The sequence below is a fragment of the Streptomyces sp. ME19-01-6 genome (assembly GCF_033793745.1).
Lineage (GTDB): Bacteria > Actinomycetota > Actinomycetes > Streptomycetales > Streptomycetaceae > Streptomyces.
On record NZ_JARAXF010000002.1, the window covers coordinates 24,282 to 46,702 of the forward strand.

At 70.1% G+C, this 22,421-nt stretch carries 21 protein-coding genes and 5 pseudogenes; 14 read left to right on the plus strand and 12 right to left on the minus strand.

Going from position 1 to position 22,421, the window contains the following annotated elements:
- Nucleotides 1-35 precede the first annotated feature (35 nt).
- Nucleotides 36-1,244, plus strand: coding sequence for an allantoicase (alc, locus tag PV419_RS03840; protein WP_319686233.1), 1,209 nt, complete (start codon nucleotides 36-38; stop codon nucleotides 1,242-1,244).
- Between the two features lie 18 nt (nucleotides 1,245-1,262).
- On the opposite strand, the gene PV419_RS03845 is transcribed toward alc, so the two are convergent.
- Together PV419_RS03845 and PV419_RS03850 are read right to left on the minus strand one after the other, a co-directional pair.
- Complete coding sequence (locus tag PV419_RS03845) at nucleotides 1,263-1,964, minus strand: mandelate racemase/muconate lactonizing enzyme family protein (protein ID WP_319686234.1); 702 nt, start codon at nucleotides 1,962-1,964, stop codon at nucleotides 1,263-1,265.
- Nucleotides 1,965-2,019: 55 nt separating this feature from the next.
- A pseudogene (locus PV419_RS03850) lies at nucleotides 2,020-2,232 on the minus strand (enolase); the annotation flags it as partial.
- Here PV419_RS03850 and PV419_RS03855 point away from each other — a divergent pair.
- Nucleotides 2,134-2,904, plus strand: a complete 771-nt coding sequence (locus PV419_RS03855) for a mandelate racemase/muconate lactonizing enzyme family protein (RefSeq protein ID WP_319686235.1) — start codon at nucleotides 2,134-2,136, stop codon at nucleotides 2,902-2,904. The pseudogene PV419_RS03850 and the gene PV419_RS03855 sit on opposite strands and share 99 nt — an antisense overlap.
- Nucleotides 2,905-2,958: 54 nt before the next feature.
- Here the strand turns inward: PV419_RS03855 and PV419_RS03860 are convergent, their stop codons facing one another.
- The 3 genes from PV419_RS03860 to PV419_RS03870 form a co-directional block, all read right to left on the minus strand.
- The gene (locus tag PV419_RS03860) at nucleotides 2,959-3,747 is read right to left on the minus strand and encodes an IclR family transcriptional regulator (protein WP_319686236.1); all 789 of its coding nucleotides are present in this window, start codon (nucleotides 3,745-3,747) and stop codon (nucleotides 2,959-2,961) included.
- Nucleotides 3,748-3,818: 71 nt separating this feature from the next.
- On the minus strand, nucleotides 3,819-3,971 hold the full coding sequence (locus PV419_RS03865; RefSeq protein WP_319686237.1) for a hypothetical protein: 153 nt from the start codon (nucleotides 3,969-3,971) through the stop codon (nucleotides 3,819-3,821).
- A 168-nt stretch (nucleotides 3,972-4,139) separates the two neighbouring features.
- Nucleotides 4,140-4,865: a polysaccharide deacetylase family protein gene (locus tag PV419_RS03870; RefSeq protein WP_319686238.1), complete on the minus strand. Its 726-nt coding sequence runs from the start codon at nucleotides 4,863-4,865 to the stop codon at nucleotides 4,140-4,142.
- 668 nt (nucleotides 4,866-5,533) lie between these two features.
- Between PV419_RS03870 and PV419_RS03875 the strand changes: the two are divergent.
- Nucleotides 5,534-6,131 (plus strand): annotated as a pseudogene (locus PV419_RS03875) (acyl-CoA dehydrogenase family protein); the annotation flags it as partial.
- 54 nt (nucleotides 6,132-6,185) lie between these two features.
- Here PV419_RS03875 and PV419_RS03880 read toward each other — a convergent pair.
- Nucleotides 6,186-6,518 (minus strand): alpha-L-rhamnosidase C-terminal domain-containing protein, encoded by a 333-nt coding sequence (locus PV419_RS03880; RefSeq protein WP_319686239.1) that lies wholly within the window; start codon nucleotides 6,516-6,518, stop codon nucleotides 6,186-6,188.
- Here PV419_RS03880 and PV419_RS03885 point away from each other — a divergent pair.
- From PV419_RS03885 to PV419_RS03895, 3 genes are all read left to right on the plus strand, one after another.
- Complete coding sequence (locus PV419_RS03885; protein ID WP_319686240.1) at nucleotides 6,505-6,729, plus strand: hypothetical protein; 225 nt, start codon at nucleotides 6,505-6,507, stop codon at nucleotides 6,727-6,729. The genes PV419_RS03880 and PV419_RS03885 overlap by 14 nt on opposite strands.
- Nucleotides 6,719-8,371: an acyltransferase gene (locus tag PV419_RS03890; protein WP_319686241.1), complete on the plus strand. Its 1,653-nt coding sequence runs from the start codon at nucleotides 6,719-6,721 to the stop codon at nucleotides 8,369-8,371. The genes PV419_RS03885 and PV419_RS03890 overlap by 11 nt, the downstream gene beginning before the upstream one ends.
- Nucleotides 8,372-8,748: 377 nt before the next feature.
- Nucleotides 8,749-9,432: a signal protein gene (locus PV419_RS03895; protein ID WP_319686242.1), complete on the plus strand. Its 684-nt coding sequence runs from the start codon at nucleotides 8,749-8,751 to the stop codon at nucleotides 9,430-9,432.
- A 20-nt stretch (nucleotides 9,433-9,452) separates the two neighbouring features.
- Here the strand turns inward: PV419_RS03895 and PV419_RS03900 are convergent.
- A pseudogene (locus PV419_RS03900) lies at nucleotides 9,453-9,941 on the minus strand (TetR/AcrR family transcriptional regulator); the annotation flags it as partial.
- Nucleotides 9,942-10,363: 422 nt separating this feature from the next.
- A complete protein-coding gene (locus PV419_RS03905; RefSeq protein ID WP_319686243.1) occupies nucleotides 10,364-11,875 on the minus strand; it encodes a glycoside hydrolase family 3 protein in 1,512 nt (503 codons plus the stop codon).
- Nucleotides 11,876-12,161: 286 nt separating this feature from the next.
- On the opposite strand from PV419_RS03905, the gene PV419_RS03910 reads away from it, so the two are divergent.
- From PV419_RS03910 to PV419_RS53145, 7 genes and pseudogenes are all read left to right on the plus strand, one after another.
- Nucleotides 12,162-13,244 carry a phytanoyl-CoA dioxygenase family protein gene (locus tag PV419_RS03910; protein WP_319686244.1) on the plus strand — a complete coding sequence of 361 codons (1,083 nt, stop codon included), beginning with the start codon at nucleotides 12,162-12,164 and terminating at the stop codon, nucleotides 13,242-13,244.
- Entirely contained in the window at nucleotides 13,226-14,551 is a 1,326-nt protein-coding gene (locus PV419_RS03915) for a DUF6271 family protein (RefSeq protein ID WP_319686245.1), read from the plus strand. Before PV419_RS03910 ends, PV419_RS03915 begins: the two co-directional genes overlap by 19 nt.
- Entirely contained in the window at nucleotides 14,548-15,771 is a 1,224-nt protein-coding gene (locus tag PV419_RS03920) for a type III PLP-dependent enzyme (RefSeq protein WP_319686246.1), read from the plus strand. Before PV419_RS03915 ends, PV419_RS03920 begins: the two co-directional genes overlap by 4 nt.
- Nucleotides 15,768-16,199 (plus strand): annotated as a pseudogene (locus PV419_RS03925) (GNAT family N-acetyltransferase); the annotation flags it as partial. The gene PV419_RS03920 and the pseudogene PV419_RS03925, both read left to right, overlap by 4 nt.
- Nucleotides 16,172-17,479 carry an MFS transporter gene (locus PV419_RS03930; RefSeq protein ID WP_415925236.1) on the plus strand — a complete coding sequence of 436 codons (1,308 nt, stop codon included), beginning with the start codon at nucleotides 16,172-16,174 and terminating at the stop codon, nucleotides 17,477-17,479. The pseudogene PV419_RS03925 and the gene PV419_RS03930, both read left to right, overlap by 28 nt.
- A 347-nt stretch (nucleotides 17,480-17,826) precedes the next feature.
- The gene (locus PV419_RS03935) at nucleotides 17,827-18,282 is read left to right on the plus strand and encodes an NUDIX hydrolase (RefSeq protein ID WP_319686248.1); all 456 of its coding nucleotides are present in this window, start codon (nucleotides 17,827-17,829) and stop codon (nucleotides 18,280-18,282) included.
- A pseudogene (locus tag PV419_RS53145) lies at nucleotides 18,260-19,325 on the plus strand (methyltransferase domain-containing protein). The gene PV419_RS03935 and the pseudogene PV419_RS53145 overlap by 23 nt, the downstream one beginning before the upstream one ends.
- A 118-nt stretch (nucleotides 19,326-19,443) precedes the next feature.
- On the opposite strand, the gene PV419_RS03950 reads toward PV419_RS53145, so the two are convergent.
- The 3 genes from PV419_RS03950 to PV419_RS03960 form a co-directional block, all read right to left on the minus strand.
- Nucleotides 19,444-19,872 carry a DUF1801 domain-containing protein gene (locus PV419_RS03950; RefSeq protein WP_319686249.1) on the minus strand — a complete coding sequence of 143 codons (429 nt, stop codon included), beginning with the start codon at nucleotides 19,870-19,872 and terminating at the stop codon, nucleotides 19,444-19,446.
- Nucleotides 19,873-20,173: 301 nt separating this feature from the next.
- Complete coding sequence (locus tag PV419_RS03955) at nucleotides 20,174-20,800, minus strand: NAD(P)-binding oxidoreductase (RefSeq protein WP_319686250.1); 627 nt, start codon at nucleotides 20,798-20,800, stop codon at nucleotides 20,174-20,176.
- Between the two features lie 171 nt (nucleotides 20,801-20,971).
- Nucleotides 20,972-21,337, minus strand: a complete 366-nt coding sequence (locus PV419_RS03960; RefSeq protein ID WP_319686251.1) for a hypothetical protein — start codon at nucleotides 21,335-21,337, stop codon at nucleotides 20,972-20,974.
- Here PV419_RS03960 and PV419_RS03965 point away from each other — a divergent pair.
- On the plus strand, nucleotides 21,336-21,545 hold the full coding sequence (locus tag PV419_RS03965) for a BBE domain-containing protein (RefSeq protein WP_319686252.1): 210 nt from the start codon (nucleotides 21,336-21,338) through the stop codon (nucleotides 21,543-21,545). The genes PV419_RS03960 and PV419_RS03965 overlap by 2 nt on opposite strands.
- Here the strand turns inward: PV419_RS03965 and PV419_RS03970 are convergent.
- Nucleotides 21,508-22,107 (minus strand): TetR/AcrR family transcriptional regulator, encoded by a 600-nt coding sequence (locus tag PV419_RS03970; RefSeq protein WP_415925224.1) that lies wholly within the window; start codon nucleotides 22,105-22,107, stop codon nucleotides 21,508-21,510. The two genes, PV419_RS03965 and PV419_RS03970, sit on opposite strands and share 38 nt — an antisense overlap.
- Nucleotides 22,108-22,421 lie beyond the last annotated feature (314 nt).

Here is a 22,421-nt window from a genome sequence, read left to right on the forward strand (position 1 = left end):
CCCCAGCGCATGGTTCCGTCACCCGAGGAGAGAACATGAGCGACCTCACCCAGCTTCCCGACCTCGCCGCCCGTGCCCTTGGCGGCGGTGTGATCGCGGCCAACGACGAGTTCTTCGCCGAGAAGGAGAATCTGCTGCGCCCCGCGGCACCCGTCTTCCAGCCGCACACCTTCGGGCACAAAGGCCAGATCATGGACGGCTGGGAAACCCGACGCCGGCGGCCCGAATACGAGGAGGGCGACCACGACTGGGCGATCGTCCGCCTCGGCGCCCCCGGGGTGATCCGCGGTGTCGTCGTCGACACGGCCCATTTCACCGGCAACTACCCGGAGTCCTGCTCGCTCGAGGCATGCGCCGCCGAGGGCTACCCCACGCCGGCCGAACTCGAAGAAGCCGAGTGGCTGCCGATCGTTCAGCTGAGCCCTCTGCGCGGAGACACCGAACACCGCTTCGACGTCGACACCGACATGCGTTTCACTCATGTCCGCCTCAACATCCACCCCGACGGCGGGGTGGCCCGGCTGCGTGTACACGGAAGCGTGGTCCCGGACCCGCGGTTCCTCACCGGCTCGGCCTGGGACCTGGCCGCGGTGGAGAACGGTGGCCGCGTCGTCGACGCCAGTGACCGCTTCTACTCCCCGCCCAACAACGTGCTTTCCCCGGGACTCCCCCGCGTGATGGGCGACGGATGGGAAACCCGCCGACGCCGCGGTGGCGGCAACGACTGGATGACCGTCGAACTCGCCACGCGGGGACACCTCACCCAAGCCGCCATCGACACCTCGTATTTCATCGGGAACTCACCGGGTTCGGCCCGGCTGCGGGGCATCGACGCCATGGACGCGGACCCGGGCGACCCCAAGGCATGGTTCGACCTGCTGCCGCGCACCCGGCTGCAGCGGGACACCCGGCACCGCTTCCGTATCGACGTCTCCTGCCCCTCCCGCCCCGTCACCCACGTCAAGCTCGACATCTACCCCGACGGCGGCCTGGCGCGGCTTCGGCTGATCGGGCAACCCACCCCCGCCGGCCTCGCCACGCTCGGGCTGCGCTGGTTCGACCTGCTGCCTGCCGGCCAGGCCGTTCAGGTCCTGGTCGCCGACTGCGGCGCGGCACCGGATTGGGCGCGGGACTTCGTCAATATGCGCCCCCTCACCGATCGGGACGGACTGGAGAAGGCACTGGAGGGGTGCGAGCCGCCGGTTGCCGCCCGCGTACGCGGCCTCGTGGCAGCGGCGCCCTGACCTCGCACCTCCCGTTCCTCAGGCGCCGCTGCCGAACACCGCCGACTCCGTGGTCCATGCGGCGGCTTGCTCGCTGAGGGAGAGGCCGAGTCCGCCACGGTCCGGGATGATCATGCGGCCGTCCTTCAGTTCAAGGCGTTCGTTGAACATCGGCTCCAGCCACTCGAAGTGCTCCACCCACGCCGTGCGCGGATAGGCCGCGGACAGATGGACATGGATCTCCATCACGAAGTGCGGCGCCAGGGCACGGCCTCTGTGGTCGGCGAGCGCCGAGATCTGCAGGAAGGGGGTGATGCCGCCCACCCGGGGCGCATCGGGCTGCACGAAGTCGGACGATCCCGCCTCGATGAGCGCCCCGTGTTCGCCCACGCTGGTCAGGCTCTCGCAGGTGGCGATGGGGGTGTCGAGCGTGGCCGCGAGGGCGGCGTGCCCCTCCCGGCCGACCCGGGTCGCCGTGATCCGGTCCCACTGCTGGTTGGCGTCGACCATCAGCGGAACATCGTCGCCGAGGTGCTCACGCACCGCCTCGACGCGCTTGAGATCAACCGACGGATCCGGCGAGCCGACCTTGAGCTTGATGCCGCCGACGCCGCGGGCCCGGGCCCGGGCCCGGTCGATGTTCTCCAGCACCTCGTTGATCGGCATCGACAGGTAGCCGCCACTCGTGTTGTAGACGTCCACCGCGTCGCGGTGTGCGCCCAGCAGTCTGGCGAGCGGCAAGACCCGCCCGCCGCGCCTTGAGGTCCCACAGAGCGGTGTCGAGGGCCGCGATGCCCTGGACGGCCACGCCGCTGCGCCCCATGGAGGCACCGGCCCACACCAGCTTGTTCCACAGCCTGCCGGTGTCGCTCGGGTCCTCGCCGATCAGCTCGGGGACGATCTCCTTGGCGTGAGCGTAGATGGCGGGCCCGCCGGCGCGCTTGGAGTAGCTGAAGCCCAGGCCCTCATGGCCGCCCTCGGTCCTGATCTCGGCGAAGAGGAAGGCGATCTCGGTGAGATCGGGCTCTCCCCGGGCGAGGACCGGGAGCGTACCGCTGCCGCCCGCGCGGCCATGGGCGACGACGGCCTGGTGATCGTCGACTACAACGCGAACGCCACCGTCGCGACCGTCCGCCGTTCCCTGGCCCGGCTGCGCGACCTCGACCCGTACTGGGTGGAGGAGCCGCTGCCGCCCGAGGACAGCGCCGGCTGGCGCGAACTGCGCGATGCGCACCTGCCGCTCTCCGGTGGCGAAGGCCTCTACACCCGCTACGGCTTCCGGGGCGCCATCGCCGAGCACCGCTTCGACATCGTCCAGCCCGACCTGGCCAAATGCGGCGATTTCACCGAGGCCCAGGCCATCCGCCAGCTCGCCGCGGCCTTCAACCTGCGGTTGTCCCCGCGCTGCTGGTGGGGCACCGGGGTCGTTCAGGCCGCGACGCTTCAGTTGCTGTCGGCGGTGCCCCGGGCACCTTTCGGCATGGCCGGCGGGGAGCCGCTGATCTTCGAATTCGACCGGGGCGAGAACCCCCTGCGGGAAGGCGTCCTCGCAACCCCCCTTCATACCGGAGAACGGCACGGTGGCCATCCCGACGGCCCCGGCATCGGGGTCACCGTCGACGAGGAATGGGTACGCGCCCACCGTCTGGAGGATCACAGCATCCTGGTCCGGACGCGCTGACCCCCAGAGCACACGGCTCGTGCCGCCCCTCCCCGGGCGGCACGGGCCGTGTGCTCAGCGCCGCACGTGGCCGAGGCCCGCCGAAATCTCAGCGGCCGCCTCGGCCACGAGCGGACCCACTTCACTCAGGATCCGCTCCATGCGCTCCGCCACTCCGGCAACGCTGATCGCCGCGACGGGCATGCCGGTGTGATCGTAGACGGCGACGCCGCAGCAGCAACTGGACTCGTCGAACTCACGCCGATCCTCCGACCAGCCGCGCTCCCGCGTCTCCTGGAGGACCTTCCGCAGTGCACCGACCGAGTCCTCATCCACCGGAGACTCACTCGAAGCCACAAGCTCTCCCAGCTTCTCCTCCAACACCTGCTGTGGGAGAGCCGCCAGATAAGCCCGCCCCAGCGACGTACAGTGCAGCGGCCGCCCCGCCCCCAGCTCGCTCGTCACCGCCACCGGACGCGGACCGCGCTCGCGGTGCACGAACACCATGTTCGCCCCGTTCGGCACCCCGAGGCTGGCCGTCTCCCGGGTCTCACGCATCAGCCGGGAGATGACCGGCATCGCCGTAGCGGTCAGATCCGTGGAGCCCACCGCCGCGTAGGCCAATCGAGTGGCCGAAGGGCCGAGCCGCAAGAGCCCACTCCCCTGCTCCACGGCAAGCCAGCCGCCCTCGACAAGCCGGTCGACCAGCCTGTAGGCGGTACTGCGGCTCAGCCCCAGCGCCGCGGCGAGATCCTGCGTGGAGCATGTGCGGGCCACAGCCATGTGATCGAGTATGGCCAGACCACGGTCCAGAGCGCCGGAGCCCGGCCCGAGAACAGAGGAGGTGGCGGCGGGCGAGGTCATACGGCCTCCGTGAGTGAAACGCGGTATCAATCACTGAGACTACCTGGCGGAGAGGCCCGCAGCACGGCGCGTCAGGTGAAAAACCCTATGTAGGACGAAGCAAGGCTGGAGATCAGCCAGTAGAACCCATAGGCGATACCGATGATGATCAGTATCGCCAGCGCGCTGTCTATCTTGCCGACGGGTGTGGAAGGAGGTCGGCGCTCAAGGTCATGTGAGCTCATCTGTGCAACATACGACAAGAAGGAGGTGTGTGTAGCGTCTTGTTAAGGTTTCTGCGGCCGTCGCTTCATCCGGGGTACCGGAGACGCGGGTCGCGCCCCGGCACCCCGGACCCCGCCGGCGGCCGTGGTGGAGTGATCTCGTGGTGACGACGGGTGGCGCGGACGGGCTCAGGGAGCGGTGACGACCGCGCCGCCGCCGGCTCCGGCGGTGATCCGGCCGGGGCACAGCCCCCGTGCGGCGAGCCCGCTGAGGATCTGCGGCACAGCGCCGACGGTGCTCTGGTAACCACCGTCATGCATGAGGATGATGCTGCCGGCCCGCATGGTGGCGGCGGCCTGGACGATCTGCTGTGTGCTGGCGCCGTTCCAGTCCCGGGAGTCCACGCTCCACAGGACCTCGGTCAGCCCGAGGCGGGCCTCATCGGACTTGACCTGCGCATTGGTCTCCCCGTAAGGCGGCCGGAACAGGGTGGGCGTCTGTCCGGTGATGCGCCGGATGGTGTTCTGCGCGGTGGCGATCTCGTTGTACGCGGCCGGTTCGCCGATCTGGGTGAGGTGGGGGTGCGTGGCGGTGTGGTTGGCGATCCACATGCCCGCCGCCTGCTCGGCCCTGAGCAGGTCCGGATACTGCTCGGCGTGCTGTCCCCAGATGAAGAAGGTGGCCCTGGCCCCGCCTGCCCGCAGAGCGGTGAGCAGCGCCTGCGTCGATGCGGGGTTCGGTCCGTCGTCGTACGTCAGACCCACGTACCCATTGGGGCAGTTGGCCCAGAGCGCCTCGCCTCGTGCCTCCCCGGGCGTGGCCGCCGGGGACGGAGCCACCGAGAACGCCGCCATGGCGGCCGTGGCCGCGGCGATGAGCGCGATCCGTAAGCGGTTGCGCGCGCTTCGTAGCATTCTTCCTCCTTGCGCAGGTTCGGGTGAGGGACGTTTTCACGCAATCGACGACGGGCCGCCCGCCGCAAGGCCGTTCCGGCGGGCGACGGTTGCGCGCCGACTGGCGACGATCGTTGCGGAGTATGCAGCGAGACTGACACAGCGTCAACGCTTTCTTCCGGAATCATTCCGGAAGGAACTTCCTCCTCTGCTTCCACTGATGACCTTCTGAGCTTTGCCTTCCGAGCTGCGCCTTTGCAGCACGGTCGGCAACTCCAGCCGACATGGGTCCCTTGGGGCTATCGAGTCCGAAAATTTTCCGGACGAGTTTGGAGCGCGCGTGGGTCAGCGCGGGGATCGCCAACGCGCGTGTGAACAGCGTCGGGGAGTTCCTCGGCCACCCCCGTGCTGGGCGCCCGGAGCCGCTGGCGCGACGTGGGCATCCCGGGGGCCGTGGTGCCCGCGCTGGTGCCGGACGTGGATCTGGCCGGTGTCACCCCCCGTATGGACGCGGTCCCGGCCGTCGGTGAGCACACCGACACGATCCTCGCCGGGCTGGGGCCACAGCGCGGCCGACATCGACACCCTCCGGGCCGAGCGCGTCGTCTGATCCGCCCGCCCGCACCCATTCCGTTTTCCAGGAGCCTCACCGCATGAGCACCCTCGCTCTCTTGTCCGAGGACGAGCAGGAGCGGAAGCGCCGCTATCCACCGAAGATAGCCACCGGCGAGATCCGGGTCACCATGGCACTGACCGAGCCCAGTGGCGGCTCCGACCTGCAGGCAAGGCGTACCGTCGCCCGCAGGGAGGCGGACGGCTGTGTGGTGAGCGGCTCGAAGACCTGGATCACCAACTCCCGCCGCTCCCAGGTCCTGCTGTGCAAGACCGACCCCGATGCAGCCCCAGCGCACCAGGGGGACCGTCTCACGCGACCTGCCCAAGCTCGGCTACAAGGGTGTGGAGAGCTGTGAGCTCTCCTTCGACGACTACCGGGCACCGGCCGACGCCGTCCTGGGCGGTGTCGAGGGCACGGGGTTCGCCGAGATGATGAAGGGGCTGGAGACCGGCACGCTCCAGGTCGCCTCCCGTGCGCTCGGGGTCGGCCGGGCGGTGTTGGAGGACGCGCTGGCCTACGCGCGGGAGCGCGAGTCGATCGGCAACCACCTCGCCGACATGGCCACGTCGCTGACCGCGGCACGACAGCTCACCCTGTACGCGGCGCGGGAGGCCGACGCGGGCCGGCGCGTGGACATGGAGGCGGGCATGGCGAAGCTCTTCGCCTCCGAGGCAGGCGCTGCGGATCGCGGAGATCACGCCCCGCCAGGCTGACGAGCGCCGGCCTCAGGGAGCGGTGAAGCGGTAGGAGCCGGAGCCCACGGCGTAGACGGCGCAGCCATCGTCAAGGCGCAGGAAGGTCGCCCCGTCGTGGGTGATGCCGGACGCGGCGCGGGAGGTGGCGGCGGGCAGCCATACTTCGGCGGTCGTGTTGACCGGCACCGAGACGTCCAGGGTGAAGGCACCGTCATCCTTCCGCGTCCACCGTGTGGTGATCGGACCGTAGAGAGAGTTGTGGCGTCCGTTCGCCTCGTGTACGTCACCACCGGGGCGGGGCCGGATGACAATGCTTCGGAAGCCGGGATCGCCCATGCCGATGCCGGTGATGTTCTGGTACATCCAGCTCGCCGACCTCACCGTCACCCATCTCCGCAAGGAGTTCCTCAGCTGCGACTTCCACCGCGGAGTGCTCGCCCGCGGCTGTGCCCACGCCCCGATCCGCGGGCTGCGCCTGTGGAATTGCCGCTTCCGCTCGGTGGCGGAGTCGGATACGGTCGAGCACGTCGAGGGCCTGGGGCAGGAAAGGGTGGCCGGTACGCATGGCAGATGAGCCCACACGGCCCGGACGATACGACTACCGCCCCTGGGAGTTCTGGAGCGCGGCCACCGAGGAGGAGCGCGCGGAGCAGCTGGACCACCAACGGCGGCTCGCCGCGGGCGGTGGCGAGGTCGAGTTGGCCGAGCGGGTCTTCGTCTCACCGTGGGCGGGAGTGTCCACCGACCGGCTGCGGATGGGCGAGCGCTCGTACATCGGCGCGCACGCGGTGGTCGCCGACGATGTGACCATGGGCCGCGACTGCACCCTCAATCCCTACTCGACGGCGCGCGGCCGGATCCGGCTCGGCGACGGGGTGCGGGTGGGCGCGCACACCTCACTGCTGGGCTTCAACCACTCCTTCGCGCCCGACCGTCCGGTGCACCGCCAGCCGCTCACCTCGGCCGGGATCGTGATCGGCGACGACGTGTGGATCGGCTCGCACGTCGTGGTCGTCGACGGGGTCACCATCGGCGACCACTGTGTGATCGGGGCGGGCGCGGTGGTCACCAAGGACCTCCCGCCCTGGTCGGTCGCCGCGGGGAACCCGGCGCGGCGGCTGCGCGACCGGCGGGACGCGCCGGCCAGCGCGCCCCCGCGCTCGGCGGACGCCCTGGATGTCCGGCTGGAGCGGTTCGCCGTACGCGCCCGCGAGCAGGCGCCGGACCTCCTCGCCCGCTGCCGGGACGGGGACGGCTGGACCGACCGTCCGGGCGCCGACCGGACGGTGCGCGCGGTGTGCGACGCCGTGGAGATCTCGGATCTGCTGCTGGGCGCTCCCCCACCGGGGTCGGACGGCGCGGAACTCGCCGAGCGGCTGCGCTCTCTGCAGGACCCGGACACAGGCCTGGTCCCGGAGTACGGCGCCGGTCCACCGTCCCTGGCCGACGACACGGCGATGTACCACATCCTGTCCGTCGGCTACGCCCTCGACCTGCTGGGCTCCCGCTTCGCCCACCCCGTGCGCGCCGTGCAGGACCTCGCGCCCACCGATCTCGTGGACCGGCTGGACGGGCTGCCGTGGCGGACCGGGGCCTGGCGCTCGGGCCACTGGGTGGACGGGGTCGGCACCGCGGTCTTGCGCGACCTCGACGGTTTCGGGCTGCGCGCTCCCGCGGCCGAGGCGCTGTTCGGCTGGCTGCTGAGCCGCGCCGACCCTGGGCACGGGCTGTGGGGCGCGCCGGGCGCGGGCGACCGGTGGCGGCAGCCGGTCAACGGCTTCTACCGGGCCAGCCGCGGTACGTTCGCGCAGTTCGGGCTGCCTCTTCCCTACCCGGAGCGGACCGTGGACACGGTGCTCGCGCACAGCCGGGACCGCGCGTTCTTCGGCCCGGACCGCGGCGACGCCTGCGATGTCCTCGACGTGATCCATCCGCTGTGGCTGTGCGCCCGGCAGACGGGGCACCGGATCGCCGAGGGCCGCGACTGGGCGCGCGGGCAGCTGGAGCGGCTGCTGGGGCGGTGGCAGGACGGTGCCGGGTTCTCCTTCGCGCTGGAGCCCGGCGGCCGCGCACCCCATGTTCCCGGCCTTCAGGGGACGGAGATGTGGCTGGCCATCGCCTGGCTGCTGGCCGACCACCTCGGCGTCGCCGAGGCGCTCGGCTACCGGCCCCGGGGGGTGCACCGGCCGGATCCCGCGCGCCACGGGCTGGGCTGACCCGGTCGGCAGGGCTGACCCGATTGGCCGGGCCGACGGGCCGGGCGGGCTCCCGGGCCGGGCGGGCTCACGACGGCCATGGCCCGTCGCCGCCATGGATCCGGCCGTAGTCGTTCGTCTGCGGTGCGTTCGTCTGTCGTGCGAAGGACATGAGTTGCACTCCCTGGGGGTGGAAGGACACCGGGAGTACGGCACCCAGGAGCGGCGCGGTGAGCCACCGTTCACCTGGGCACCTGACGCTTCAGACGATCGCGCGGATGGCCCGCTCTGGACAGACACCGATGCCACGCCGTGCGTCGCTACGCCGGGATAGGCTGCGCGGACTGGCGGACTGGCCGACTGGTCGGGAATCTCCGGATGCCTGAGAGGAGCGGGGAATGAACAGCCGGACGGGATGGATAGGGATCGCCGCCGCGGCGGTGGTCGCGCTCGCCGGGTGCGGAGGAGGAGGTGGCGGCGGATCGCGGGCCGCGGACTCGGACCGGCCATCGGCGCCCTCGCCGTCAGTACCGTCGTCGTCAGCCCCCTCGCCCCCGGCACCGGCCGCCACCCGGCTTTCCCCCGCGGACCTGCAGGGACGATGGTGGACGTGGGCGGCGTCGGAAGAGACGTCAGCGAACCCGGTGGCCGACGAGGACGGACGGTCATGCCGCCGCAACCAGCCGGACGACGTGTGGTTTCTGGCCGGGACCTTCGGCGGCCAGGTCGAACGGTCCTGCACCGTGCCAAGCGGCCGCCCTGTCGCGTTTCCTCTTGTCAACCTCGTGGGCGGCGCCGGGGACTGTGCCGATTTCATGGAAACGGCCACGGGTACGGCGAGCCTGGACGGCCGGGACCTCCGTCCGGACCGTTACCGAGGGACGACGATCACGGTGACGGCCGCGCCCAGGAACCCCGTGACCGAGGCGAGCGGCCGCTTCACCGGGACGGGATGCGGGCTGTGGGTTCAGTTGCCCCCACTGAAGGCCGGAGAGCACACGCTGAAAATCCGGGGCAGGTCGGGAGAGTTCACGGTCGGGGTGGACTACGCGCTGACCGTGGCGGCGCCCGGCGCCACATAACGGTCCCGCCTGGCCGATCGTCAGTGCGGTCGGCCTGGTCCCGCGATGAGGAGTTCGACCAGTCGACGCGCGTCGTAGTGGGAGTCGTGCTCGGCGCCGATGCAGAGGTTCCCGACACCGCGCATGAGCTGGTAGGCCTCCACATCGGATCGAATCTCGCCAGAAGCGGTTGCGGCCTCGAGCAACTGGGTGCACACGGGCAGGAGGCGGTCGAGGAAGTAGGCGTGCAGCGTGTCGAAGCCGGCGTTGTCGGACTGCAGCACGGCGGCGAGTCCGTGCTTGATGACCAGGAAATCCACGAAGAGGTTGATCCATTGCCCCAGTGCGGCGTACGGAGTCGCGCTGCTCGCCAGCAGGGCCGGACCTGCCTCGGCGCAGGCCTCGACCTGGTGCCGGTAGACCGCGATGATGAGATCCGCTCGCGTCGGGAAGTGGCGGTAGATCGTGCCCACCCCGACGCCGGCCTGGGCCGCGATGTCCCGTACCGGCGCTTCCACGCCTGACGCGACGACACTCCGTCCGCGCTGCTCGACCCGTCACTGCGGCGCCGCTGATCGTCCGCCTGCCCCAGCACACATTCCGCCCGAAGGAATCGGCGTCGGCTCACGCCCCAGCCATCCCTTGGCCCGGCGTGAGTACGAAGCACACGGACGCGACGTCGTCCGCCGCAGTGCGCTGCTGGCCCAGCGTCACCCAGGAGGGTCACCGACGAGCTCATCAGCCCGTCGGCCCAGGGCAGGCCTTCGTAGTCACGCGGGTCGAAGCCGACCGGCCCCACGCGTCACGCTCATCCGTCGCGCGTTCGCTGCTGCAAGGGGCAGCGCGTGGTCCACCGCTCGATCCGTGCCAGACACACTCTCCGGCTCGTCCGGCAGGACGACCCGGAGACGTACCACCTTGTGCTGTCGGCCGCACGGTGGCACGTGAGACCTCAGTCCGTACCCGCCAAAACCTCCGCCGCGGCCACCCCGGACGCGGCAGTGGCTCCGTGCGTGGAGATGTACACCGCGCCGGGGGCGATGGCGCCCGGCAGGCCCATCTCCACGACGATCGCGTCCGGGCGCGCCGTTACGAGGTCCGCCAGGGCGCCGCCCATCCAGGTGTGCCGGGAGGCGTCCCTGACGACGACGACCAGCGGGCGTCCGGAGGCGGGCGTCAGCGCGGACGCCTCCAGGGTGGCGGCCCGCGTCTGCAGCTGCTGCGGGTGGATCCGGACGGAGGTCGTGCCGGGGAGCCGTTCGCTCAGCGGGGCCGCGACGCCCCAGGGGGTCTCCTTGCCGATGGCCAGGTTGGTGGCGGGCACCAATTCCACCACGTGTGGCGGGGCGGCCAGGGGCAGCGACTCCCGCACGGAGCCGGTCATGCGGATGGCCCGGCGGGCGGCGGCGAAGCCGATGTCACCGTCGACCGCACCGGCGGGGGCGGCCCGGCCCAGCTCCGTCGACCACTCGGCGAACGCCCGGACACGGTCCGCCGCCTCCGCGAGCCGCTCCTCGGCGAGGTCCCCGGCGGCCACGGCGTCGACGAGGGCGCCTGCGAGCAGTTGGGCGGTGGCCTCCTCGGCGCTCTCCCCGCCGACGCAGATGGCGTCGGCTCCGGCGGCGACAGCGCGCACCGCGGCCCCGTCGATCCCGTGGCCGTCGGCGACGGCCCCCATCTCTATGGCGTCGGTGACGATCAGTCCGTCGAAAGCGAGCTCTTGGCGCAGCAGGCCGTCGAGGATACGGCGGCTGAGGGTGGCGGGCAGCTCCGGGTCGTAGGCGGGCACCAGGAGGTGGCCGCTCATGACCGCGCGGACCCCCGCGTCCAGTGCGGCGCGGAAGGGCGGAAGGGCCTGTGCGGCGATCTGGTCGAGGTCGGCGTCGTAACTGGGCAGGCTGTGGTGGGAGTCGACGGCGACGTCCCCATGGCCGGGGAAGTGTTTGGCGCAGGCGGCGACCCCGGCCGACTGGAGTCCCCTGATCCAGGCGGCGGCGTGCCGGGACACCGCTTTGGCGTCCGCCCCGAAGGACCTGACCCCGATGATGGGGTTGTCCGGGTTGGAGTTGACGTCCACGGTGGGCGCGTAGTTGAGGCTGACGCCCGCGGCGCGCAGTTGGCGGCCGAGGTCGGCGGCGACGGACTCGGTCAGCTCGGTGTCGTCCACTGTCCCGAGGGCGAAGTTGCCGGGGCGGGTGGAGCCGGTCGTGGACTCGATCCGGGTGACGTCACCGGCCTCCTCGTCAATCGCTACGATCAACGACGGGTTCTCGGCACGGAGTTGTGCGGTCAGCCGGGCGAGCTGGTCCGGGGATTCGATGTTGCGGGCGAAGAGCACGACGGAGGCCAGGCCGTTACCGATGTCACGCAGAATCCACTCCGGTGCCTCCGTGCCCACGAACCCCGGCTGCAGGACGGAGAGCGCGAGTCCTCGCAGGTCCCTGCTGGGCTTGCTGGGAGACATCGACCACGCCTTTCGAAGATCTTTGGTCCAGACCAACGGATACTTGCCCAGTTGAATCGCCGGTGTCAAGAAGGGGCCATCGTGGCTTCGGTCAACAGGTCTAGGGAATTCACTTGTTGACAACGCATTTGGTCTAGTCCATTTTTGTGAAGGTGTCAGTACAGCATGGAGCGGAGGGACACTACGCTCCGGCGCCTGACACCGTCCTGCCTTCGTCACCAGCAGTCTCAGCGGACCAGTGATGTTCGCGATCTGCGACGGAGAGTTTTCAGTTTTGGAGCACTGCATGCCAAAGCCCGACCATTACCTGCATCGGTCCCCCTCGGACGTCCCGTACTTCAGCTCGGACGGCGAGACGTACCTGGCCCGGACCCAGCTGCGGGACCTCACCAAGACACGTCGGCTGAGGGTGCTGTCCGAGGATGACTTCGCCTTCTGGCAGACCTATGGCTACGCCGTGGTGAAGCAGGCGATCCCCGCCTCGGCGGCGCGCCGACTGCTGGACTTCAGCTGGGACTTCCAAGGGCTCGACCCCGGCCGCCCCCAGACCTGGTACGAGGACCGCGAGTACCGGTCCGACCTGGACCGGGAGCTGCACATCTACGGGTTTGTCGAGGCGTACCACCACCAGCTCATCTGGGACAGCCGCCAGACGCAGCGGGTCTACGACGCGTTCGTGGACGTGTGGGACTGCGAGGAACTCTGGGTCACCCTGGACCGGCTCAACCTGAACCCGCCCAACGTCAGCAACCGCGACCGGGCCCTGATCGCCCCCACCGAGAAGGGGTTCGACATCGAACTCCACTGGGATGTCGACACGACGCTCAGTGTGCTGCCGCAGCGGGTCCAGGGCATCATCGCCCTTCATGACACCGAGCCGGAGCTCGGCGGCTTCCAGTGCTGCCCCGAGCTGTTCCGCCGGTTCGACCGGTGGCGGGCGCTCCAGCCGGACGACCGCGATCCGATCCGGCCCAGGATCGACCGGAGTGAACTTCCCATCGTAAGACCGGTATTGGAGGCCGGGGACCTGCTCATCTGGAACGGCCTGCTGGCCCACGGAGTGGCGCCCAACACCTCGAAGAACGGCGTGCGGGCGGTCCAGTACCTCTCGATGATGCCCGCTCTCGAATCGCACGAGGAACTGCGGCGTTCACGGATCGAGTCATGGCGCCACCTCACCACGCCGACCTGGAACGCCACCCTGCTCGGCGACGCCGACAAGCCCGAAGCCCTCAGATACGGCACCGCCACCTTGAACGACCTGGGTGCCAGGCTACTCGGCCTCACTTCATGGGACGGAAAAGACGTCAACCAGAGCGCCCGGAGTGACCAGAGCGGCAGGGAAGTGGCGTGCGAAGCATCTGCCTGACACTTCCCACCAACCGGGCGTGCCCCGCGATGGTCACCGCCATCGGCGAGGAGGCCGCCTACGCCGCCGAACACTTCGACGTCGAGGTGCACCTGCTCGTCCTGGACTCCTCCGACGCGTTCGCGGAGCACGCGCGGGCCCTGCGCGCCGCTCACGGGGCGCCGGGCGTCGTCGTGCACCACCTCGGCGAGGCGGAGCAGCGTGACTTCCTGCGCCAAGTGATCCACCGGACCGGGCACACCAAGCCCGAGCTGCTGCTCGACCTCATGCTTCCGGCCGGGCTCTCCTACGGTGCCTGCACCAACCGCGCGTTCCTGATCGCCGTGGCGCTCGGGTGCGAGTCCGTCCACCGCAGGGACTCCGACAGCCGCTACCAGGTGCTGCGCGGCGAGACCGTATTCCCCGTCCACCATGAGCTCATGTCGCTCGGCAAGCGCGCGGCCGACGCGGCGCACGGTGTCGGTGAGACGGCGCTCGCTCAGGAGGACACTCACAAGCAGGTGGCGATGGTGGGCGGCTCCTTCGTGGGGGAGCTGTCCGTGGACATCGACGAGATCCGTCGGCTCGACCCGGACGTCTACTACGACGTGGTCAGCCTGTGGGCGCCCGGCCACTGGCCGGACGAGCAGAAGCGGGAACTCGTCGACGAGTCCTTCCAGGGGCCCGGGACCGGCGCGTTCACCGGCGACCGGACGACCTTGACCGTCGTCGACCCCATGCGGGTGGACATGTGCAACATCAGCTTCCATCAGGTGCACGAACGAGTGCCGCTGCCGCCCGCGACCGACACCATCGGCAGCGACTACTTCCTCATTCACCTGGTCCACGCCGCCGCGCTGCCCGGCGTGCTGCACAACCGCCACATCGTGAACTTCTACACCAGGGAGCGCCGTACCGACCCGGGGTTCACGGCCTACCAGATGCGGTTCGCCAAGTTCTTTCTGTCGATGCTCTACTTCAACTTCCTCTACGACGAGATGGCCGCGGCCGGCGAGTCCCTCCTCGACGACCGGGGTCAGGTGCGGGCGTCCGTGATCGCCGAGTTGGCCAGAAAGAGCACCCTGCTCGACCGGGCGGAGAACGTCCAGCGCCTCGACACCATTGAGACGGCCTATCGGAAGCTCGGCGGCAGATACGCGACGTTCGCCGCTCTCCTCGCGTCGCGCCGCGAGCGTCTCCTCGACGAGGCGCAGAGCGACATCGCCGACTTCGCCCTGCTGGTCGAGGCGTGGGACCCGCTGGTGCGGGCAGCCCGCGACACCGCACTCGCGCAGGCTCCGGGACGTCCGGGTCGAAGGCCACAATGACACACGCGGACATACTGGGGACATCCTTGTCCGCCGCGCTCGCGGCCACCGGGGACGACCGGATCGTCTTCGACCTCACCGGGATCGAGGAGCGCTACGAGTCCCTGCTCCGGGAGCTGCCCGGAGTCGCCGTCCGCTTCGCCATGAAGGCATGCCCGGTCGACGAGGTGCTGGCCCGGCTGGCCGAGGCGGGCGCCGGGGTCGACGCGGCGAGCGTCCCGGAGATGGAACAGGCGGTGCGCGCGGGTGTGCCGATCGGCAGAGTGCACTACGGCAACACCGTGAAGTCCGACCGGAACATCGCCGAGGCCCACCGGCTCGGCATCAGGGACTTCGCGACCGACAGCCTGGAGGACGTGGCGGCGATCGCCGAACACGCCCCCGGTGCCCGGGTGTTCTGCAGACTCGCCACCGATACGCGTGGAGCGCTCTGGGGGCTGAGCGACAAGTACGGATGCTCGACCGCCGACGCGCTGACCATCCTTGAAACGGCGCGGAAGCTGGGTCTGGCGCCCTCCGGCCTCTCCGTGCACGTCGGCTCTCAGCAGATGACGGCCGAAGCCTGGCGCAGCGCCTTCGAACGCCTCGCGGACGTCCTGGCCGCCCTCGACCGCCGCGGGATCACCCTGGACCACGTCAACCTCGGCGGCGGCCTCCCTGTCCTGGGGTATCTCGACAAACACGGCAGACCGCTCGACCCTCCTATCGACAAGTTGTTCGCCGTCATCCGGGAGGGAATGGCGTACCTCGGCGGCATCGGCGGACACCACCTCGACTTCATCGTAGAGCCGGGCCGCTACCTCGTCGCCGGACAAGGAGCCATCCGGGCACATGTGTCCCGGCTGTCCGCGCGGCGGGGCCCCGACGGCCGGCGCCAGTACTGGCTGTACCTGAGCTGCGGGAAGTTCAACGGCCTGTACGAGATGGACGAGTTGCAGTACCCGCTCGTCTTCCCCACACACGGCGGCCCCGGCGTCCGCCATGTGCCCACCGTCGTGGCCGGGCCCACCTGCGACAGCGACGACGCCTACTCCCATGAGCACGGCCTGGTCCAGGTGCCCGAGGCGCTGGCGTCGGGCGACCCGGTCTGGGTGCTGTCCTGTGGCGCGTACGCGATCAGCTACATGACCCGGGGCTTCAACGGTTTCGGCCCGCTCCCGTACACCTGTGTCGACGGCGGCGGCGCGGTCGGGTCCGGGAAGGGGGTGTGTGGCGGATGAACGACGAGGTGCGCATACGCCACATCGCCGAGCGCGACTGGGACGACATCGCGGCACTCGAGTCCCGCGTCTACACCGGCCTCGGCCTGTCCGAGGGACGGGTGGCGCTCGAGTCCCGGGCGCGCGTGTCGCCGGGCACCTGCCGCGCGCTGGAGGTGGGCCCCCGGCTCGCGGGCTATGTGCTCGCGCTGCCTTATCCGATGTACCGGTACCCGGAACTGGACCGGCCCGAGGACACCGCGTTCCCGTCCACCAATCTGCATCTGCACGACCTGGTCATAGCGGAGAACTTCCGGCGCCAGGGGCTGGGCCGGCGCCTCCTCGGCCACCTCACCGCGTCGGCCAGGACGCACGGCTACGAGCAGATCTCGCTGGTCGCCGTCGGGGGCAGCGCGACGTACTGGTCGGCGCGTGGCTTCACCGCCCACCAGGAGGTCGTCCCCCCGGACGGTTACGGCCCGGACGTCATCTACATGTCGAGGGCGATGCCGTCCGGCGTGTCCGCGCGTGGCACGTCATCGCACGAGGAATTGGGTTGAAGCACATGCTGCGGGTCCGAGATCCCTTCTACCGGAGCCAACTGGCGATCGCCGCGCTGTTCTGCTCCCTCGGTTTCCAGTACGCCACCTGGGCGTCGCGCATCCCCGCCATCAAGGCCGACCTCGGCCTGACGGCGGCGGAGGTGGGTTTCCTCCTGATGGCCGCGGGGGTCGGCGCGAGTGTGTCGTTCCCCCTCGTGTCCGTGCTGATGAGGCGTCTGGGCTCACAGCGCCTCGCACTGCTGTCGGCCCTGGGCTTGACGCTGGTGCTCATCGCCCTGGCCATGGCACCGAACTACCCCGTCGCCCTGGCGGTCGTGTGCTGCGACGGAGTGCTCGTGGGGTGCCTGAACGTCGCCATGAACGCGCAGGGAGCCGCGCTCGAACTCCGGCACAAGCGCAACGCCATGGCCAAACTGCACGCCACGTTCAGCGGCGGCTCACTGCTCGCCGCCCTCCTGGCCTCCTGCGTGAACGCGCTGACCTCGACGGTCGCCGTGCACTTCGGCGTGGCCGCCGTCGTCCTGCTGCTCCTGTTCGCCTACGCGCGAACCGGGCTTCTGGCGGAGGACGAGGCCGCCGAGGAGAAGCGGAACGAGACGAAAAGCCGTGGCGGATGGTCCCTGCCGACCCGCATGACCCTGTGGATGTGCTGCGCCATGACCTTCGGTACCGTCACCGAGGGCGCCATCAACGACTGGTCGGCCCTCTACATGACGGACGTCGCCAAGGCTTCGGCGGAGCTGGCCCCCCTGGGGATCGCCGTCGTCTCGGGCATGATGGTGCTGGCCCGGCTCTTCGCCGACGGCTGGCGCGCCCGCTGGGGCGACGGGCGCGTCGTCGTCCTCGGCAGCGCTCTGGCCGGGGCGGGGCTGGCCCTCGCCCTGCTGAGCGGCGGTGTCGTACCCGCCCTGATCGGGTTCTCCTGCGTCGGCCTCGGCATCGCGGCCGTAACCCCTTGCGTCTATGTCGCCGCGGCGAAGCGGGGCCCCGACGCTCTGGCGCTGGTCGCCGCCATGGGAACGACTGGCCTGCTGGCAGGTCCCCCGGTCATCGGCTTCGTGGCGAACTCCAGCAGCCTGGTGTGGGGCCTGGGTGTCGTGGCCGCTTCGGCGATCGTGGTGTCCCTGTGCGGCACGCGGATCCGATGGACACCCGCGAACGCCTGACCCGTACCGGCCCGACTCCCGGCAACACGCTCAGCACAGCTGCCTCACCTACTGGGTGATACGCGGAGCCGACCGCTGTCCTCATGCGAGAAGCCCCGCCCTCGCCGAGCGGCGCGCATACCGGCCAAGTGGAGCACTCACCCGTTACGGGGTGCGATCAGGGCCGTTCTTGGAGCACCAGGACCCAGGCGCCCTTCTGAGGGAATCTTCTGGTATTGCACTTCTCACCCCTCCGTGCGCTGATGCACATGCCCGGCACAGCAACCGACCATGCTCTCCAAGGCGGTGACCAGATGAATCACGCACAGCCCCCCTCCGGCCTCCCCGAGCCGTCCAGCACGGCTGTCATGCTCCTCAACGACCCCGGTGAGTACCTGCTTCACCTACGAGACAACATCCCCGGGATCTGCCACCCGGGAACCTGGAGCTTCATCGGAGGCGGCCGCGAAGGCGACGAGACGCTCGAGGAAACCATCGCCCGTGAGCTCCATGAAGAGGCCGGCCTGACCATCCCCGGCCTGAAGCGCTTCATGGTCATCAGCAGCACCGGCCCGGACGGCCGGACAAAAACCCGCGTCCAGGTCTTCATCGGCCGGTGGAACGGCGATCCCGACGCGCTGCCCATCACCGAGGGCATCATGTTCCGGTTCTTCCCACCCGAGATCATCGACCGGCTGGTGACCTGTCCGGGGACAGCCGAGGTGATCCGCGCCCACCGGATCGGGAGGGCAGGTGTGACGACGACCCTCGGTGCACGATCGACGCAAAGGGAGCTCCCCGTTGGGATACACAAAACAGGATGAGTGGGATGCACACTTCGCCGGTGGCGAGGGGTTCCGGCCGGTGGGGGACGCCGAGCGAACCTTGCTGGCCGAGCGTGTGCCCGCCCCCGCCGAGGGCGGCAGGGCGTTGGATGTCGGCTGCGGTCTGGGCGAACTGGCCGTGCATCTGGCGTCCATGGGCTACACGGTCGATGCCGTGGACTGGGCTGAACACGCCCTCGCCCGCGCCGGCAGCGAACAGCCGGCCGACGTGCGCTGGATGCGGCTGGACATCGAGAGGGACGGCCTCGAGCCACTGCACGAGAACGGCTACGACCTGATCACGCTCCGGCTCGCATACGCCTTCCTGTACGCCCGCGGCCGGGTCATGGGTGACCTCGGCCGACGGCTGCGCACGGGCGGCGCGATCGTCGTGATCACGCCGCTCGCCGCGACCACACCCGAGACCAAGCGGGACATCGCGCTGGACGAGTCCGAGATCAGCCTGCTGACCACCGGCTGGGAGCAGGCGGAGCGGTTCGATGCGGACGGGCTGGCCGTGCTCATCCTGCGCGGCCCATGCCGCGGACTGCTGCACCTCACCTCGCAGTACGGCACGTCCACACCTACGACCCCGTGCACAAGACCACGCGGAGCCGGGCAACCGGGCTGAAGCAGCCTCTGGGTATCGCCGTGGGGCCGGACGGCTCGCTCGTCGTCGCCGAGGCGGGCGCCGGCCGGATCGTGGCCATCGACGACAACGGCACCCTCACCCCGCTCGCCGAGGGGCTCGACCACCCCGTGGACGTGGCCTTCGACGGGGGACGAACTGTTCACCGTGGAGACCGGCCACCGCAGGCTCCGGGCGATCTCACTCATTACGGGGGAAATCAGAACAGACGCGGAGGACCTGCCGGTCGGGCCGCCCTGCGGCGTCGTCCCCCGCGCCCAACCCGCGCTGTTCGCCGACGGTCTGCCGGGGATGGCCTGCCGCTTCGCCGTTGTCGGCCAACGGTGAGGGCACCGTGCTCCGCCTGGCCCCGTCCCGAACCGGCGCCCGACAACTGCCGCGGGGAGCGGGATGATGCGCGCGTCGTCGTCTGGGCCTCATTGGTCCAGACGACGGTGGTCGGCGCCGCATGGGGCGCCGCGCCCTCGCCTTCGCCGCAGCCCCGGTCGGCGTGCGGGCGCGGCGCAGTCCGGTCAGCTCACCGCCCGCTTCACCAGCTCGGAGATCCGCGCCTCATCACCGGCCGTCAGCTCCCCGGTCAGCGCGTAAGCGGCCGGCCACATCGCACCCTCGTCCAGGTTCGCCTGGTCACTGAAGCCGAGTGTGGAGTAGCGGGCCTTGAACTTCGCGGAGCACTGGAAGAAGCAGACGACCTTGCCGTTCTTCGCGTACGCGGGCATCCCATACCAGAGCTTCGGCGCGAGCCCCGGCGCCGCCGCCGTGACGAGGGCGTGTACCCGCTCGGCCAGGGCGCGGTCGCCCGCCTCCATCTCGGCGATTTTCGCCAGCACTTCACTCTGGCCGTCCGTCTTGGTGGAGCCGCGGCGGGCCGTCTTCACCTCCCGAGCGCGCTCCTTCATCGCGGCGTGCTCCTCGACCGTGAACCCCGTGTCATTGCTCATTACATTCTCCATCCGCGCAGCGTCCCCTCTGTGGGACGAGCTCTGATGTTAGAGGGCCGCTGACGTGCGTGACTTCTCCAAAACTGACCGGCTGGCTTGTTCATCCTCAGCCGAGGACCTCCGCCGCGTCCTCATCCTCGTCGGGCCCCGGCGCGGCCGGATCACGAGACGCTGGAGAGCCGGCTGCGCTGCCTGACCGATCTGGCGCGGGAGCTGGGTGCGCCCCTGTGCAGCTTCTCACCCCACTGGAGAACCTCGAACTCAGCAGTTTCCCGCCGGGGCTCGGCACCGGCGTCGGGAGTCAGTCGGTGATCACTGGGCTGCGGTGGATCCACTCGCCGCCGCGTGCCACGTGGTGGATGAAGGCGGCCACGTCCGCCCGACTGATCGTCGGGTTGCCCTTCATCGGCAGGCGGTCGTCCGCGCGGAAGGTGCCCTTGGCGGGGCCGTGGGTCAGCCGGGTCGGGTAGACCACGGTCCAGTCCAGCCCACTGGAGCGGATGCTCTCGTCCGCGATCTCCTTGTCGGCGTAGATCGACCGCAGCAGCGTGCTGTAGATCAGCTTCTGCGGGCCGCTCGACCAGGCGAAGGTGTGGCCGACACCGAACGACGACAGCCACACCAGCCGGGAGACACCCGCTTCCCCGGCCGCACCGATCACGGCCGTCGAGGCGCGCGTGAAGAGGCCGTCGGCGCGTACGGAATTGCCCCTGCCGAGGGCGGATACGATCGCGTCGTGCCCGACCGCGGCGGAGGAGACGTCGCGGAGCGATGTGGCGTCTCCGCTGACCGGCGTGACCTTGTCGGCCAGGTCGTCCAGAGCCGCCGGGTTGCGTACGAAGGCCGTGACCGAGTCACCGGACCGCAGGGCCATGTCGATGACGTGGCGGCCGGTGGGGCCGGTGGCGCCGAGGATGAGGAGTTTCATGGCAGGGGCATCTTCCGTGAAGGGGTGAAGGCAGGGCGCGCAGGGACGCGGTCGCGTCCGTGCCACGACAACAAGCGAAGTGGACAGTTGTCCGCTACCGGGAAACGTAGCGGACAGCTGTCCGGTCAGCAAGGCCGACGACCTCGGCGCCACCTCGACGAATTGCGCCGATCAGATTCCGAAGCGCGTGCGGAAGAACTCGTCCAGATCCGGACGAGTGGCGGCCGGGCCGGGCAGTCGCTCCGCGCCCGGGGCGCGCAGACCGTCGAGGAGGACGGACAGCTGGCGGCCGGCCAGGTCGGCGGAGAGGCCGCCGCCGGCGCCGTCCTCGGGGATCCGCGGGGGCAGGGAGACCATCATCAGCACCAGGTCGTACGTGTTCACGTCCGGCCGTACAGACCCCTCCCGCTGGGCCCGGGCCACCAAGTCGTCCAGGTCGGCCGGCAGGGCGTCGCGCACGGCGACGAGGGCCGGGCCGGACTCCGTCGTGCGCCTGCGGGAGACGGGGAACATCTGACTGCTGCGGACCTCGGGCATGCGGCCGCACACCCTCCCCAACGCCTACATCAATCTCACGGAGGACCAGGGCGAGGCCTGGCGTCGCGGCGTGTACGGAAGCGAGGCCAAGTACCGGCGGCTCGCAGAGATCAAGGCGGTGTGGGATCCGCGGAACCTGCTCCGTCACAACAAGAACATCGCTCCCGCCCTCAGCGAGAAGGAGCCCCCGCGCGCAAGCCGTCCATGACGAGGTCCAGGAGCCGGGTGGCCTGGGGCCGCCAGTCCCCGTTCGGGTCGATCTGAAAGATGCCTGCGATGGCGAGGACGAAGTCGTCGGCGGTCACCCCGGGCCGGATGGTCCCGGCTTTGTGGTTGGCGTCGAGCAGGAGCTCGATCGCGGCGACCACCAGCGAGTATCCCGGTCTCGCGGGGCCGCCCGTGGCACTGGTGGCCTGGCGCAGGGCGTCGGCCAGGCCGGTCTTGGCCATGGCGAACTCGGCGAGGCGGTCCATCCACTCGCGCAGAGCCCGGGCGGGGTCCCGGACCGCCAGCAGCTCCGCCGCGCCGTCGGTCAGCTGTCGCACCTCGCGGCGGTGGATCTCCAGCACGAGTGCTTCGCGACTGGGGAAGTTGCGGTAGAACGTGCCCTGCCCGACCCCCGCCTTCCTGGCGATCACGCTCAGCGGTACGTCCGGGGAACACGTCAGCTCGGCCAGCGCCACCTCCAGGATGCGCTCGCGGTTGCGCTGCGCGTCCGAGCGCTGAGGCGCATCGTCCTTCGGCTCCACTCGCCCTCCTCGCGGGCCCATGACCGAACCCCCTTACTCACCGGACAGCCGTCCGTTACGTTCTCCAGTAGCGGACTGCTGTCCGTTTAGCTCCACCATAGCGGCGGACGCGGTCGGCATGAGCGGCCGGTGACCCGCGCGACCGCCTCACCTGGGCCGCGGACCACCTCGACCGTCCCCTGAGGAACTGTCAAGTGGGATGCCACCGCCGCTCTGCCACTTTGCGCTATAAACCCGTCAGCTCTGCCGCAGAACCATCATCGGACCGATTTCCGGCCCCGGTGCGTGCGTCCGCTTGTCCTCAGTTCTGACTGCTGCCTCTTCCGATTTGGAGA

Excerpts from the sequence above, each read along its gene's own strand:
- PV419_RS03880 (WP_319686239.1), bottom strand. The coding sequence starts at position 6,518 with ATGTACCAGAACATCACCGGCATCGGCATGGGCGATCCCGGCTTCCGA.
- PV419_RS03860 (WP_319686236.1), bottom strand. The coding sequence starts at position 3,747 with ATGACCTCGCCCGCCGCCACCTCCTCTGTTCTCGGGCCGGGCTCCGGC.
- PV419_RS03895 (WP_319686242.1), top strand. The coding sequence starts at position 8,749 with ATGAACAGCCGGACGGGATGGATAGGGATCGCCGCCGCGGCGGTGGTC.
- PV419_RS03935 (WP_319686248.1), top strand. The coding sequence starts at position 17,827 with ATGCTCCTCAACGACCCCGGTGAGTACCTGCTTCACCTACGAGACAAC.
- alc (WP_319686233.1), top strand. The coding sequence starts at position 36 with ATGAGCGACCTCACCCAGCTTCCCGACCTCGCCGCCCGTGCCCTTGGC.
- PV419_RS03955 (WP_319686250.1), bottom strand. The coding sequence starts at position 20,800 with ATGAAACTCCTCATCCTCGGCGCCACCGGCCCCACCGGCCGCCACGTC.
- PV419_RS03965 (WP_319686252.1), top strand. The coding sequence starts at position 21,336 with ATGCGGCCGCACACCCTCCCCAACGCCTACATCAATCTCACGGAGGAC.
- PV419_RS03870 (WP_319686238.1), bottom strand. The coding sequence starts at position 4,865 with ATGCTACGAAGCGCGCGCAACCGCTTACGGATCGCGCTCATCGCCGCG.
- PV419_RS03910 (WP_319686244.1), top strand. The coding sequence starts at position 12,162 with ATGCCAAAGCCCGACCATTACCTGCATCGGTCCCCCTCGGACGTCCCG.
- PV419_RS03960 (WP_319686251.1), bottom strand. The coding sequence starts at position 21,337 with ATGCCCGAGGTCCGCAGCAGTCAGATGTTCCCCGTCTCCCGCAGGCGC.
- PV419_RS03890 (WP_319686241.1), top strand. The coding sequence starts at position 6,719 with ATGGCAGATGAGCCCACACGGCCCGGACGATACGACTACCGCCCCTGG.
- PV419_RS03950 (WP_319686249.1), bottom strand. The coding sequence starts at position 19,872 with ATGAGCAATGACACGGGGTTCACGGTCGAGGAGCACGCCGCGATGAAG.
- PV419_RS03920 (WP_319686246.1), top strand. The coding sequence starts at position 14,548 with ATGACACACGCGGACATACTGGGGACATCCTTGTCCGCCGCGCTCGCG.
- PV419_RS03970 (WP_415925224.1), bottom strand. The coding sequence starts at position 22,107 with ATGGGCCCGCGAGGAGGGCGAGTGGAGCCGAAGGACGATGCGCCTCAG.
- PV419_RS03865 (WP_319686237.1), bottom strand. The coding sequence starts at position 3,971 with ATGAGCTCACATGACCTTGAGCGCCGACCTCCTTCCACACCCGTCGGC.
- PV419_RS03885 (WP_319686240.1), top strand. The coding sequence starts at position 6,505 with ATGTTCTGGTACATCCAGCTCGCCGACCTCACCGTCACCCATCTCCGC.
- PV419_RS03905 (WP_319686243.1), bottom strand. The coding sequence starts at position 11,875 with ATGTCTCCCAGCAAGCCCAGCAGGGACCTGCGAGGACTCGCGCTCTCC.